We start from the raw sequence: 13208 nt of genomic DNA, 5'->3' as shown, positions 1-13208 counted from the left end.
GTATGACGAAAGACGACCCGCCGAGTCCCGTGCCCGTCCGCCCCGAAACCGTCCCGCGACGACGCCTGCTCGCCGGGGTCGCGGCCGCCGGCGCGGTCGCCGTCGCCGGCTGCGCCGGGGACGGGTCGAACGCGGCCGATCCGGTCTCCATCGACGACGACCGGGCCTGCGACCAGTGCGGGATGGTCATCGCCGACCATCCCGGAACGGTCGGACAAGTCCACTTCGAGGACGACGAGCCGGAAGGGGGCCGCCCGGCGCAGTTCTGTAGCGCCACCTGTGCGTACACGTACCGCTTCGACGCCGAAGACGAGGGGCGGACCGCGCTCGCGACGTTCCTCACCGACTACTCGGCGGTCGATCAAGCGGTGTTCGAGGAGGGTGGCGACACGATGTTCTCCTCACACGTCGAGAGCGAGGCGTTCGGTCGCGAAACGGCCCTCACCGTCGTCGCACGCAGCGAGGTGATCGGTGCGATGGGACCCGACCTGATACCGTTCAGCGACGAAGGGGACGTCGACGAGTTCGTCGCGGAGTACGGCGGCGAGGCGATGCCCGCGAGCGACGTGGACCGCGCGACTCTGGAGGCGCTGTAAGGGCGACAACCCGACCGAGCGTACGGCGAACTCAGATTCTCGGGAACCCGCGCGCGCCGGACAGCCCGCCGGCTATCGCCGAGAATCCCAAGGTCGCGATCAACTGCGTGACGCCGGTAATCCCGGCGCTGGAGAGCGCACCCGCCACTAGCACGGTGAGCACAATCACGGCCAGCATGACCGCCGCTTCGCGTACGAGGATGCTCCGGAGCCGTGCCCTGCGCTCCGACCGTTCGGTCTTTAACGCCGGTATCACGTCCCTGATTCGCGTCTGGACGAGGTAGTTCGAGAGCCCGGCGAGGAAGCCCGCGAACAGGGACCACCCGACGGGCAGGAGGTCAAACTGGCCGCCGGCCGGCTCGGCGATCGGCTCCGTCTCCTCTGCCCCGGCGGCCTCGTCGGCGGTGCCGTCCGTTCCGCCCGTCCCGCCGTCGTCCGTTCCGCCCGTCCCGCCGTCGTCCGTTCCGCCCGTCCCGCCGCCGTCCGTTCCGGTATCGGTCTCCGAGGGCTCGTCGCTGTCGTCGCCGTCCCCCGTCTCGCCGCCGGCGTCACCGCCGCCATCGCCTTCGGTCTGGTCTCCCCCGTCACCGCCGTTACCTCCGTCGTCACCGCCGCTGCCCGCTCCGGCGCTCCCGCCGGAGCCATCTCCGCCGGTACCGCCACCTCCATCCCCGGTACCGCCACCTCCACCCCCGGTACCGCCACCTCCACCCCCGGTACCGCCACCGCCGGAGTCGCCCCCTTCGTCGGGGGTGTCGACCTGAAGTTCTATCGTTCCGGAGAAGCTGCGCTGGTCGGTCGAAACGGTCGCGCCGAACGTCACCGACTCTCCCGGCTTGAGAGTGACCTCCCCGCTGCCGAAGGACTCTCCGGTGTCCATCCGTTCGACCGTGATCCGATCGTCGGTGCTCTCCAGTTGGACCGTCGTGGTGCTGTCGCCGTCCTCGTACCCGCCGAACCCGACGACGAACAGGTCGTCGACGCGCGTCTGACTCCCGGGTGGCAGCGCGTCGAACTCGAGCCGTACCTCGTCGTTCCCGTCGAACCGGACGTATTCCTCGCCGTTCTCGCTGTCGGCGGCGTCGAGGTACACCTCGGAGCCGGGCGCGACCTCATCGCCGCCGGTGAACGCCGCCGCGGTGGCGGTCGCGCCGCTGAGGAGGACGACGAGGGCGAGGACGACGACGGTGGCACGGTTCATTCGTTCGGGTCGGACTAGCGGGGGATCTCCCCTGCCTGGGGTCGCGGATCGGCGGCCACGAGTCGGTTCGCCGAAGCGGTCGAGTCAGGATGACTAATTGTCGACGGCCTCCGCGACGAAAGTCACCTTCTCGATGCCCTCAAGCGCAGTTTTGTCCCCACCGTTTCTGAGGTCGACGACGACGTCGACGTTGACGCTGTCTCCCTGATCGTCCCCGTCTGCCCCCGCGTTCAGCGTGATACTGTTGTCAGTACCGACGATGGACGACCCGTCGTGTTCCCGGAAATCGAGGATGTCGTCCTTCGTCTCGTCGCCATCGTCATCGCTGTCCCACTCGCCACCGAGCAAGTCGCCGTCTTCGACGTAGAGGTCGACGTCGGGCGCGGAACTCCCCGTCCCGTTGTTTGTGACCGTGAGTGCCTTCAGGAACGACGTTTTCGACTGCTCGTTGAGGTCGTCCTGCGCGAACTTGACGACGCTCGCCGAACTCTCTCCGCTGGTCGTTTCAATGATCTGTCCCGCTCCGTTTTCGTTCTTCTCGAATCCGATCCGGGCGTCCGCGTCGTTCTTCACGCCGAGTTCGACGCTCCGATCGGCTTCGACCGTGGTGAACGCCCCCGACCCGAACGCGGCCCCGACCCCGACGCTCGACAGACCGACACCCGCCAATAACGCTCGTCGTCGCATTACGTTCGCGTACGCGGTGTACGGGTATATTATTGAACCAATTTAGCCCCGGTGACCGACCGGTTCGGTCGCTTCTGGGTGTGCTTGAATCCCGTCCCGAACGGCTATGTGATCCATTTAGGAGGCTAACTCGCCGGATTAGTAAGTGGATGCCGTGTGTACGGTGAAGTACAGCAATGAAGCTCAATCGCAGGAGCGTGTTAGGTGCGATCGGTCTGGCCGGCGTCGGAACGGGAGCCGCGTTCGGGTCGGGGGCGTTCAGTTCGACGACCGCGGAACGCGCGGTTGAAGTGAATATCTTAGGTGGAGACGTCTACGACTCTGGGAGTGGTGTTATTGAGGGAGCAGGCGACACTGAGGAGGACAACATTGCAACGGAAATAACAGATACCGTTGGACTCGACGTTCTTGTTGACATCACCTCATCTGCTGTTAGTGTTGAATCGCGAAGTGGTACTATCTCAGACGTTAACACATTGTTCCCACAGAGCGATGTCGGATACAACGGGTTAAATACAGAGTACACAGAGGGAGAGATTAATTACGTGAGTCTGGTCGCTAATGACGTGAGAATCGTCTTCGGGTCCGATGGCGATAATGAGGGCCTTCCGGCGAATTCGACAGTTGATTTCGACGAGTTATTTGCTTTCGGACATACCGAGGGCAGTAACGATTCGGATGTCACGTTCGGAACTCTCCGCGAGAGCGACGATTCGATTCTAACCGACCTCAACGGCACCGATCCGTCAACTCAGGATGTCACGTTCGAAACCCCAGCCAGCGGTGACACGGTCAATGCAGACGTAGCTACTGGAACCAACGACGAGGCTACGGAAGCGCTTAACATTACCATCGGCAGCGCGAACTAAAATCCATATCGGGTTAGCTACTCCCCAGAGATTGAGACAGTCATAACCGGTCTCAAAACCGGTGATGGTAGTTCCAAAGAATTTCATCTCTATTTATGTCAGGCACCTAAGCCCATTTAAATCATATATTTTATAAATATGCCGCCACTGCGTTTACATGATTAAAATCGAACGCACCCGTGTTCGAGATTCTGGATACAGTGATGAGTCTCAAAACACAGGCTGAGAACGATGACTCTCCGCTCTCTCGCGACGAGATTCACGACCTGCTGAGCAATCCGCGACGGCGGTACGCCCTTCATATACTGAAGCGGGACGACGAGACCGCCGATCTCTCGACGCTCGCCGAAGAGGTCGCGGCGTGGGAAAACGAGAAGCCGGTCTCGGAGGTCACCTCGAACGAGCGGCACCTCGTCTACACCTCCATACAGCAGAACCACTTACCGCGGCTGGAGCGCGCCGGCGTCATCACCGAGGAGAGGGGGCGAGTCGAACTGACGAGCGAGGCGGAGGAACTCGACGTGTACATGGACGTGGTCCCCGGCGATTCGATCCCGTGGGCCGAGTACTACCTCGGTCTGTCCGCGTTCTCGCTGGCACTCCTCGCGGCCGTCCGGGTCGGCGTGTTTCCGGCGTCGGTGCCCGGCCTCGCGTGGGGCGTCGTGATCGCGGTGCTGTTCACCTGTTCGGCCGCGTATCACACGTACCAGAACCGAGAGATGCAACTCGGCCGCGGTGAGGAACCGCCGGACCGAAGAGTCTGACCGGCCGGAGTCTGACGGTCGGACCGGACTCGTGAAACGTGGCTTTGTGTGATCGTTCTGGTATTTTCGACCTAAAACACGTCTGTCACTCAGATGTTATATTTTATGTCGACACCACGGAGTGGGCGTGAGAACGCGTCCAGTCGTGCCGGCCGTCGATCAGTGCGCCCCGCCGAACGACGAGCTGGCCGGCTCGACGACGGTCGCTGAGAGGCGTAGACCACCACCCGTGAGGTGCGGCGCTACTGGGAGGGCTCCGGGACGAGCGTGCCCGCGCTTCCGTCCTGACTCGTCTCGTACAACCGCTTCACCTGATCGCCCGAAAGCGCAATGGAGTGAATCTGCGGGTTGTCCAGCGCACCCCTGAACTGGTAGTCCCCGTCCGGCCCGTTACCGATCAGCAGGGGACTCTGGGTGTCTTGCGGATCCGGCAGCGGCGACGTCGGCTCGTACACCATTTCACCGTTGATGTACACGCGGTCGTTCGATCCGTGACACCAGGCGACGTGATTCCACCCATCGTCGAGCGTACTGTCAGTGTTTACCGGCGAATCGGGGCCGACTTCGATGAAGACGGTGTTCTGCTCGGATCCGTCGAAACCGCTCCCGATGAAGAGCTGATAGCTTTTCTCGCTTTGGTCGCTACCCCACTTACTGAACAGTCGCCCCAGACCGTAGTCGCCGCCCGCAGCGTCACCGGTACCGTCTCTGTTGCCCGGAAGAACCCAGACGGAAAGCGTGAACTCACCGTCCAAATTCAGCGAGTCGTCGCTTCCGACTTCGATTTTTTTCTCTCTTTCGTGCTTTTTCCACTTTTCGTAGAGATAATCAAACACTCGATCTCGTGACCGAGAGCCCACGAAAGACACCGGGCTCCCGTCGTTCTCCGGTCGATTACAGTCGTCCCAATCGTCTATCGTAGCTTCGTCGTCTCTCAAGCGGGGGTTCCAGTAGGAGACACGCGGGTCGACCACGGTGACATCACGGTCGACCTCGAAGCGGTGTGTTTCGCCGTCGGCAAGGATCGTGAAGGCGACTTCCTCTTTCTCTCCCGGGCAATCCAGGGTCGCCGTGATCCACGCGGACTCTTCGGGTTCGATGTCGTCGGGGGCAGAGATGTCTCTCAGCGGCGCACCCGGCGCGTCGATCGACACGTCGATCGGCTCGTCGGACCGGTTCGTTATCCGTCGTAGTCGTACCCTTTCACCCGCGTATCCGACGACGGTCTCCGGTCCGGAGACGCCCAGTAGCGCTTCCGAGTCGTCCGACGTACTGAGATCGGCGTCCCGATCGCTGCGGATCGCCACGGAACCGTTGGAGTTCCACGCGGACAGTCCGGCACCGCCCGCGATGAGAGCGATCGCACTCCGTCGAGTCCACTTACGACCCATACGACCCCCCAGTTGGTGACGTTCCGCGCGGGTGGGTGGCGCGGCCCAGCGGAGCCGAACCGCGAGCGAGAGGACGCACGCCGCGTCGACGGCGTTGCGACTCGAACGCGCCGGATCCGAGTATCGGCTGCGTATCACGCGGCTGACGAGCCTCCGCGTCGCGGGACCTCATCACTCCTAGATGTTAGTTAGCCGGAATAATAAGCTATTGCTCCTGAGTTAGGGCCGCGGTCCGCGGCGGGGGGTTCAGTCTGTGCGACGTCCTGAAACCGACAGACTGCGTCCGATATGAGGCACGGAGAGGGCAGAACCGGAGACGTTCGACCGTCGCCCGGATAGCGTCGAGCGAACCCGTTCGTTACCGGATAAGTCGCTTGATCCATCGAGCGAGCGAGACGTCGCGGCGACGTTCCCGAACTCGCCTGTTGCCGAATCCGAAGATCGCACCGACGATCGTGGCGATAGTTCCGAGTCCCAAGAGATTGAACGCCGCGACAGAAGCGAGCGGATGGATCGAGTGGAGTCGGGCGATCAGCGACGGCGGGGCCACGAGGAAGTACCGGTGCTCCGACATCGAAACCACCGTTTGTTCTCCGGGAGCCGGGGCGGTCACCGTCATCGTCGCCGTCGCCGATTCGCCGCGAGGAACGGCCAACTCGTTCGGCGAGATATCCGCCTCCGGATGGCTCGTCTCGAGGATGACGAGCATCGCGATGAGGCCGTCGTTCTCGGCCATCAGGTTGGCCTCCGCCATCTCACCCGACTCGGTCTCCACGGACGTCGCGTCCTCGTCGATCGTCACCTGCTGTGTTCCGGTCGACGCGATCATCGCGGCGTTGGCGGGCAGGAGTATCAACAGCGCGAGCGCCAGCACGATCCGACGCCCGCCGACCTCCCCGTCCGCTCGCGAACGGTCACGTGTGCGGTTCCGCCGGCGGCTACTCCGCAGGTCGTCGACGAACACGACCAGCAGTAACGCCAGCCCGAGCGAGACGAACAGACCGCTGATCCCCCGCGATCCCACCGTGGCGTCGAACCCGAGCGACTCTGCGGCGGTGGTTTCCGCGTTTTCGGCCGCGTTCCGAACGGCCTCGATCCCGCTCCCGAGTCCCGGGATCCGAACCACCTGTCCGTTCAGTTGCAGCGCGGTCGCGACGATCCGGTCCTCCGTCACCACCGGCTCGTCACCCTCCTGATCCCGGAACGGGTTGTTGTCTCCCCTCGTGACGTAGCCTCTGGCGGTCTCACCGACGACCCGGTGAGTCGTGAGCCCGCCGCCCTGAAGCTCAATTGCCTCGAAGACGACGACGTCGCCCTCGTCGACGGGTCCCGACACCGCCGCCGGCACGGCGACGAACCCGTCGCCGGCCTCCAGGGTCGGCTCCATGCTGCCGGAGGTGACGTACCCGAGAAAGACCGGTTGCCCGGCGAGTTGACCGGCCACGATGCCGACAACGACGAGCACGGAGACGACGGCGAACGCGTCCCTTGCCGTCTCCCGTGACATGTGTTCCACACTTCGGTATCGAGGCTTAAATCACCGAAGATCTCGACCCGTCGCCGCCCGATCGCAGCCTCCGCGTTGGTCGCGAACACGGTCGGAGCAACAGGCCGCAGGTGCGTAACGCGGCCGCGAGGATGGAGCGACAGGAACGGTCGCTCGGTTGCGGGGCCTCTTTGTCGACTCCGCCTCCGACGCCGGCCGAGCCGCGAGTGTCGCGCCGGCTACTCCCCAGCACCCCAGTCCGCGACGCGCTTCGGGCGGTCGGAGACCGCCATCACGTCGAGGTCGTCGCCCGCGTGATCGAGCGCCTCCAGCGCCGCCTTGGCGGAGGCGTGCGTCGAGAAGTAGGTGATCTCCTCTTCGACCGCCACTTCGAGCAGGTCGCGCTGACGCGAGACGATCAGGTCGAGGTCGCCGCGCTTGGCCGCTTCGATCAGGTCCGTCGCCTCGCTCAGTTCGAAGTGCTCAGCGTAGCCGCTGACGAGTGCCTCTCCCGCCTCGGTGCCCGGGTCGGGGAACTCCTCCGCCGAGAGGTCGACGACGGCGGTGCCGGACTCGGGGATCGGCTTGCCCGTCGAGTCCTGCGCCTTGTCGTACGCCTTGCCGAAGGAGGTGGCCGTGCCCATCACCTCGCCCGTCGACTTCATCTCCGGGCCGAGCCGCGGGTCCGATCCCGGCAGGCGGTCGAACGGGAGGACGACCTCCTTCACGGAGCGGTGCTCCGGGATCTGCTCGTCGACGTCAAGGTCGGCGAGCGTGAGGTCGTCGGTCATCACCTTCGCCGCCAGCTTGGCGATGGGGACGCCCGTCGCCTTCGAGACGAACGGGACCGTCCGCGAGGAGCGCGGGTTCGCCTCCAACACGTACACCTCGCTGTCGGCGTCGGGGTCGTCGACGCCGGTCACCGCGAGTTGGACGTTGAGCAGGCCGACCGTGTCGAGCGCGCGGGCGATGTCCTCCGTCACCTCGCGCACGCGGCCGAGCGTCTCGTCGCCGAGCGAGCGCGGCGGGATCATACAGGCGGAGTCGCCCGAGTGGACGCCCGCGCTCTCGACGTGTTCCATCACGCCGCCGAGCAGGACGTCCTCGCCGTCCGCGACGGCGTCGACGTCCAGTTCGACCGCGTCGTCGAGGAACTGGTCGACGAGGATGGGCTTGTCGGGCGAGACCCGGACCGCCTCCTCGATGTACTCCTCTAACTCCGCGTCGTCCTCGACGACCCGCATCGCGCGCCCGCCAAGGACGTACGAGGGGCGCACCAAGACGGGATAGCCGATGTCGTGGGCGAGTTCGAGCGCCTCCGCCTCGCTCGTGGCGGTGCCGCCGTCGGGCTGGGCGACGCCGAGCTCGTCCATCAGGACGTTGAACCGGTCGCGGTCCTCCGCGAGGTCCATCGCCTCGACGCTGGTTCCCAGAATCTCGCAGTCCAGTCCGCGGCGCTCGATCTCGGCCTGAAGCGGTTCGCCCACGTTGACTGAGGTCTGCCCGCCGAACTGGACCATCACGCCGTCCGCGCCGGTCGTCTCGATCACGTCGGCGACCTCCTCGGCCGAGATGGGCTCGAAGAAGAGTCCGTCGGAGGTGTCGTAGTCGGTCGAGACCGTCTCGGGGTTGTTGTTGATCACGTGCGCGTCGATGCCGAGCTCGCGGAGCGCGCGGACCGCGTGGACCGCGCAGTAGTCGAACTCGACGCCCTGTCCGATGCGGATCGGGCCGCCGCCGACGACCACGACGCTCTCGACGTCGGGGTCGACGCGGACCTCGTCCGCCGCGCCGGCGGTGTCGGCCCCCCGGAGGAACTCCGGCAGCCGCGCGGAGTAGTAGTAGGGCGTGGACGCCTCGAACTCGCCGGCGCAGGTGTCGACCTGCTTGTAGGTGCGGTCGGGCACCGCGCTCTCGACCTGCCCCACGTCGGCGTCGACGCCGCCGGCGGTCGCGGTCGCCGCGATCTCGGCGTCGGTGCGGCCCACCATCGCCGCCTCGGTGAAGTCGCCCTCGGCGGCCGCGGCGGTCCCGGCGGCGATCTTCTCGAAGCGCTCGACGTACCAGCGGTGGATGCCGGTGAGGTCGATCACGTCGTCGACCTCGTAGCCGCGGTCGAACGCCTCGAACATCGCGTACGGCCGGTCCGGGCTGGGGCGTTCGAGGTACTCCGACTCCAGCTCCGCGTCGGAGACCTCCTCGAAGTCGACGGCGGGGTCGTACTCCGAGGAGCGGAGCGCCTTCACCATGCTCTCCTCGAACGTCCGGCCGATCGACATCGCCTCGCCGGTGGACTTCATCGCCGTGCCCAGCTCGAAGTCCACGTCGTCGAACTTGTCGATGGGCCACCGCGGCACCTTCGTCACCACGTAGTCGATGGCCGGCTCGAAGGCGGCGGTCGTCTCGCCGGTGATCTCGTTTTCGATCTCGTGGAGCCGCTTGCCCAGCGCGACCTTCGCGGTGACGCGGGCGATCGGGTAGCCGGTCGCCTTCGAGGCGAGCGCGGAGGAGCGGGAGACGCGGGGGTTCACCTCGACGACGCGGTACTCGCCGCCGGGCGTGCCGTCGTCGTGCCACGCGAACTGGATGTTACAGCCGCCCTGAATGCCCAGGTCGCGGATGACTTCGAGCGCCGCGTCGCGCATCTCTTGGTGGCCGTCGTCGGGGATCACCTGCGAGGGCGTGACGACCGTCGACTCGCCGGTGTGGATCCCCATCGGGTCGATGTTCTCCATGTTACAGATGATGATACAGGAGTCGTCGGCGTCCCGCATCACCTCGTACTCAAGCTCGACCCAGCCCGCGATAGACTCGGTGATGAGCACCTCGCTGTTCCGCGAGAGGCGGAGCCCCTTGCGGACCCGCTCGACCAGTTCCTCGAACTCGTCGACGACGCCGGAGCCGGAGCCGCCGAGCGTGTACGTCGTCCGCGCGATGACGGGGAGCCCGCCCACGTCGTCGACGGCCGACTGGACGCGCTCGCGGAACGCCGCCTCGTCGAAGTCGGTGACGGACTCGTCCTCGTCCAAGGAGATGGTAGTCGACTTCGGCACCGGCTGCCCGAGGCCCTCCATCCGCTGCCGGAACAGGTCGCGGTCCTCCGTCGCGTAGATGGTGTCCAGCGGCGTTCCCATCACGTCAACGTCGTGCTCCTCTAAGATCCCCTCCTCGGCCAGCTCGGCGGTGACGTTGAGTCCGGTCTGGCCGCCGAGTCCGGCGATGACGCCGTCCGGCTCCTCGATCCGGACGACCTCCGCGATGGCCTCGGGCGTGATCGGCTCGATGTACACTCGGTCGGCCGTCTCCGGGTCGGTCATGATCGTCGCCGGATTCGAGTTCACCAGGACGACGCGAGCGCCCTCCTCCTGAAGGGCGCGACACGCCTGCGCCCCGGAGTAGTCGAACTCGGCCGCCTGTCCGATCTGTATCGGTCCGCTGCCGATGAGTAGAATCGTCCGGTCCTCGCTCATTACGCGGACGGAATACGCTCATCGTAATAAGGTCGGCGGTAGAGTGCGAATCTCGTAACGAGTTTGCGATTTTCGCAAGTGAATTCGTCTCACGGGACTTGCCCTCGTGCCGCACGATCTGAGGTAAGGCGGTCGGGGCCGCGACCGCCGACGCCGAACTCGCTTGTAGGCCCCGGACCGGGTTGTAGACGCCGGACTCGCTCGTCCGCACAGCGTCCGATCGGCCGTCTGAGCCGTTCACCATAAGGAATTTATCGGAAAGCCGGTGACTTCGAGGCGGACATGCCCTGTTCCCGCCGCCGTGCCCTCCACCTGCTCGGTGCCGCCGGCGCGACCGTCGCGACGGCCGGGTGTCTGAGCCCCGGCAGCCTCGACTCGTACGCGCTCGTCGGCGACGAACTGGACCTCTCGTCGATCGGTCGACCGTACCTGTGGCCGGACCCGACCGCCGTCGACGCCGTGACTCGCGTCGACTTCGCGACCGAGACGAAGGAGTCGTACCTCTCGGCGCTGTTCGAGACCGGGAGCGTGACCGTCAGACAGTGGCCGCTCGTCGGCCGCGACGAGTGGGGGACCCAGACCCGCCCGCGACCGACGTTCCTCGAACGCGACGGGACCTTCCACGAGGTCCGGATCGCCGAGGAGCGACGCCTCGAACTGGAGCGGTGGCACTTCGCGGTCGAGCGGACCGACGAGACGCCGCCCGACGACGCGACGGTCGCGAGGCCGCCGTTCGACCTCTCGGCGCAAGACGAACGTATCCTCGACGCCGCGCTCGACGCCGTGTACGCGGGCAACGACGGCTTCCTCGGCGAGCCCGAGTTCGACGAGCGACAGACCGTCGAGTACCACCACGAACTCGACGCGGAAGCCAGCGCGCTCGTCCCGTCGCCGCCGTTCGCGTTCGTCGAGTACGAGGGCGAGTACTTTCGGCCGGTCGCGGAGCGGCGGACGGTCGAGGTCCCCGAGTGGACGTACGCGCTCAGCGAGATCGCGGAGGGGCGGAGCGAGTTCACCGAGTACGCTCGCTCGGCGATCGTCGAACGCGACTTGGGCGACGCCGGGCTCTCGGACGCCGCTCGCGGGGTGTTAGACGACGCGCTCGCCGAGGAGCCGCGCCGGTACGAAGAGGGGGATCCGCCCTCGGACGCGCTCGTCGACGCGCTCGACGCGCTCGGCGTCGCCCGCGACCTCCGGCCGATAGGGGAGTACGGCGACCGAGTCGACTTCAGAAACGTCGTCGTCGCCTACCGGGACGGGCCCTGTCGGTTCCACCTGATCGTCTCGCCGTAGAACGACCGCACACTCACCCCTCGGCGCGGCGAAACCGTTCCGGACGCCGGGCCGACTCAGGTTTCGAGTCGGTAGCGGTACGGCTGGCCCGCGATGACCTCGATCTCGCCGCGCTCGGCCCGGCGGCCCAGCACCGTGGCGACGCGGTGCGGGCTGTCGATCGCCTCGCAGTCGTCGCACTCCTCGACGAGCGCGAGGATCTCCCGAGCCGTCAGCGGCTCCTCGGCCTCGGCGAGCACGCCGCGAATTCGCTCGTACCGGTCGTATTCGCCGGCACTCATGTGTCTTACGTACGGTCTCCGAACATATAGGGTTCAGTGAGACAGGAGTCGGACGGCTGTCTGACACGAACGCTGAGGCGGTCGTATTCGACCGTTTCAGCCGTCTCCCGAGGTCGCCGGACGAAGCGACCGGGGCCGTTCAGGCGTACGGGTCCTCGGCCTCGAGGTCCCGTTCCGCGCGGTACTGCTCGACGAACTCGCTCACGTCGAACTCGACCATCTCCTGTTCGAACGCCGATAGCGCCTCGTCGTCGTCGGCGTGGCTCACGGCGTGTTCCATCAGTTCGACCACGAGTTCGACGACGACTTCGTGGAGACGACGGGAGTCGAAGTCGGCCACCCACGCCATCGCGTACCCGACGTCCGCGTTCTCGCTGGCGTCGTGGGAGACGACGGCTTCCGGGAACTCCTCTAAGACGACGCCGAGGAGGTGCGGCGTGTCGAACTCCGGCATCTCCTCGCTGGTCGTCTCGATCGCCTCGCGGAGGACGTCGACCAGAAAGTCCGGGAGGAACCGCTCGGGGGGGTGAACGTCCATCACGACCGCGTGGGCCTCGCCGCAGTCGCAGTCGTACTCGCGCATCCCAAGGTCCAGTTCGCCGACGGCGATCGTCTCCCCGCAGGGCAGCTCCAACGCGTTCTCGTCGCCGCCGGGGACGCGGGGCTGAGACATACCTTCCCTTGGCCGCTCGCGGGGTTAAAAGGCGCGGAACGCGTCGCTGCGTCGCCGCCGACGGAGCCGCTCTCGGACTGCCCAGCTACTCGAAGTCCTCGTGGCCGCCCTCCTCGTCGCTCGCTCCGTCGTCACCGTTATCGCCCTCGGCATCACCGCCCACATCGCCGCCGCCGTGAGTCTCTCCGTCATCCGGTTCGTCCCCGCCGCCGTGCGTTTCCACCTCGGCCTCGACCTCGATCTCGATCCCGTTCGCCTCGTAGGTCGCCTCGATCGTCTCGGCGTCGTCGCGTTCGATCTCCAGTTCGTCGCGGTCGACCTCCACTTCGACCTCCACGTCGACGGTGACATCGTCTGACATAGTCGGCTCTCGGTAGGGGGCCCGGACGCAAAAACGGTCGGCAGCGCGGAAGGGCGCGAGAGCGTGGGAGCGGGAAGCCAGCGCGGGACCGGGACGCTGACCCGGGGTCGAAACGGCTCGGCCCCCCGAGCGACGC

Annotated in this window: 12 protein-coding genes; 4 read left to right on the top strand and 8 right to left on the bottom strand. The window is 66.0% G+C overall.

Going from position 1 to position 13208, the window contains the following annotated elements; genetic code table 11:
• Positions 1–2: 2 nt before the first annotated feature.
• The gene (locus tag C472_RS00245; RefSeq protein ID WP_006627755.1) at positions 3–596 is read left to right on the top strand and encodes a nitrous oxide reductase accessory protein NosL; all 594 of its coding nucleotides are present in this window, start codon (positions 3–5) and stop codon (positions 594–596) included.
• Between the two features lie 31 nt (positions 597–627).
• Here the strand turns inward: C472_RS00245 and C472_RS00240 are convergent, their stop codons facing one another.
• Positions 628–1797 (bottom strand): hypothetical protein, encoded by a 1170-nt coding sequence (locus tag C472_RS00240; RefSeq protein ID WP_006627754.1) that lies wholly within the window; start codon positions 1795–1797, stop codon positions 628–630.
• Between the two features lie 93 nt (positions 1798–1890).
• Complete coding sequence (locus tag C472_RS00235) at positions 1891–2484, bottom strand: hypothetical protein (RefSeq protein ID WP_241432935.1); 594 nt, start codon at positions 2482–2484, stop codon at positions 1891–1893.
• Between the two features lie 176 nt (positions 2485–2660).
• Between C472_RS00235 and C472_RS16060 the strand changes: the two genes are divergently transcribed.
• Entirely contained in the window at positions 2661–3353 is a 693-nt protein-coding gene (locus C472_RS16060) for a hypothetical protein (protein WP_082238212.1), read from the top strand.
• A gap of 203 nt (positions 3354–3556) precedes the next feature.
• Positions 3557–4117, top strand: a complete 561-nt coding sequence (locus C472_RS00225) for a DUF7344 domain-containing protein (RefSeq protein ID WP_006627752.1) — start codon at positions 3557–3559, stop codon at positions 4115–4117.
• A gap of 242 nt (positions 4118–4359) precedes the next feature.
• Here C472_RS00225 and C472_RS00220 read toward each other — a convergent pair whose 3' ends face one another.
• The 3 genes from C472_RS00220 to carB all read right to left on the bottom strand — a co-directional run bounded on the left by C472_RS00220 (position 4360) and on the right by carB (position 10464).
• The gene (locus tag C472_RS00220; RefSeq protein WP_006627751.1) at positions 4360–5424 is read right to left on the bottom strand and encodes a LamG domain-containing protein; all 1065 of its coding nucleotides are present in this window, start codon (positions 5422–5424) and stop codon (positions 4360–4362) included.
• Positions 5425–5866: 442 nt separating this feature from the next.
• Positions 5867–7015, bottom strand: a complete 1149-nt coding sequence (locus C472_RS00215) for a signal peptidase I (protein ID WP_006627750.1) — start codon at positions 7013–7015, stop codon at positions 5867–5869.
• A 218-nt stretch (positions 7016–7233) separates the two neighbouring features.
• Positions 7234–10464 carry a carbamoyl-phosphate synthase large subunit gene (gene carB, locus C472_RS00210; protein WP_006627749.1) on the bottom strand — a complete coding sequence of 1077 codons (3231 nt, stop codon included), beginning with the start codon at positions 10462–10464 and terminating at the stop codon, positions 7234–7236.
• A 282-nt stretch (positions 10465–10746) separates the two neighbouring features.
• On the opposite strand from carB, the gene C472_RS00205 reads away from it, so the two are divergent.
• Positions 10747–11757: a hypothetical protein gene (locus tag C472_RS00205; protein WP_006627748.1), complete on the top strand. Its 1011-nt coding sequence runs from the start codon at positions 10747–10749 to the stop codon at positions 11755–11757.
• 56 nt (positions 11758–11813) lie between these two features.
• Here the strand turns inward: C472_RS00205 and C472_RS00200 are convergent, their stop codons facing one another.
• From C472_RS00200 to C472_RS00190, 3 genes are all read right to left on the bottom strand, one after another.
• Positions 11814–12038: a hypothetical protein gene (locus C472_RS00200; RefSeq protein WP_006627747.1), complete on the bottom strand. Its 225-nt coding sequence runs from the start codon at positions 12036–12038 to the stop codon at positions 11814–11816.
• Positions 12039–12177: 139 nt separating this feature from the next.
• Positions 12178–12711 carry a DUF5815 family protein gene (locus C472_RS00195; RefSeq protein ID WP_006627746.1) on the bottom strand — a complete coding sequence of 178 codons (534 nt, stop codon included), beginning with the start codon at positions 12709–12711 and terminating at the stop codon, positions 12178–12180.
• Positions 12712–12796: 85 nt separating this feature from the next.
• Positions 12797–13072 (bottom strand): hypothetical protein, encoded by a 276-nt coding sequence (locus C472_RS00190; RefSeq protein ID WP_006627745.1) that lies wholly within the window; start codon positions 13070–13072, stop codon positions 12797–12799.
• Positions 13073–13208 lie beyond the last annotated feature (136 nt).

This window comes from Halorubrum tebenquichense DSM 14210 (assembly GCF_000337415.1).
Taxonomy (GTDB): Archaea; Halobacteriota; Halobacteria; order Halobacteriales; family Haloferacaceae; genus Halorubrum; species Halorubrum tebenquichense.
This window is presented reverse-complemented; position numbering and strand designations above follow the sequence as displayed.

Coding starts and splice junctions, on each gene's coding strand:
- C472_RS00245 (WP_006627755.1), top strand. CDS start 3: ATGACGAAAGACGACCCGCCGAGTCCCGTGCCCGTCCGCCCCGAAACC.
- C472_RS00240 (WP_006627754.1), bottom strand. CDS start 1,797: ATGAACCGTGCCACCGTCGTCGTCCTCGCCCTCGTCGTCCTCCTCAGC.
- C472_RS00235 (WP_241432935.1), bottom strand. CDS start 2,484: ATGCGACGACGAGCGTTATTGGCGGGTGTCGGTCTGTCGAGCGTCGGG.
- C472_RS16060 (WP_082238212.1), top strand. CDS start 2,661: ATGAAGCTCAATCGCAGGAGCGTGTTAGGTGCGATCGGTCTGGCCGGC.
- C472_RS00225 (WP_006627752.1), top strand. CDS start 3,557: ATGAGTCTCAAAACACAGGCTGAGAACGATGACTCTCCGCTCTCTCGC.
- C472_RS00215 (WP_006627750.1), bottom strand. CDS start 7,015: ATGTCACGGGAGACGGCAAGGGACGCGTTCGCCGTCGTCTCCGTGCTC.
- carB (WP_006627749.1), bottom strand. CDS start 10,464: ATGAGCGAGGACCGGACGATTCTACTCATCGGCAGCGGACCGATACAG.
- C472_RS00205 (WP_006627748.1), top strand. CDS start 10,747: ATGCCCTGTTCCCGCCGCCGTGCCCTCCACCTGCTCGGTGCCGCCGGC.
- C472_RS00200 (WP_006627747.1), bottom strand. CDS start 12,038: ATGAGTGCCGGCGAATACGACCGGTACGAGCGAATTCGCGGCGTGCTC.
- C472_RS00195 (WP_006627746.1), bottom strand. CDS start 12,711: ATGTCTCAGCCCCGCGTCCCCGGCGGCGACGAGAACGCGTTGGAGCTG.
- C472_RS00190 (WP_006627745.1), bottom strand. CDS start 13,072: ATGTCAGACGATGTCACCGTCGACGTGGAGGTCGAAGTGGAGGTCGAC.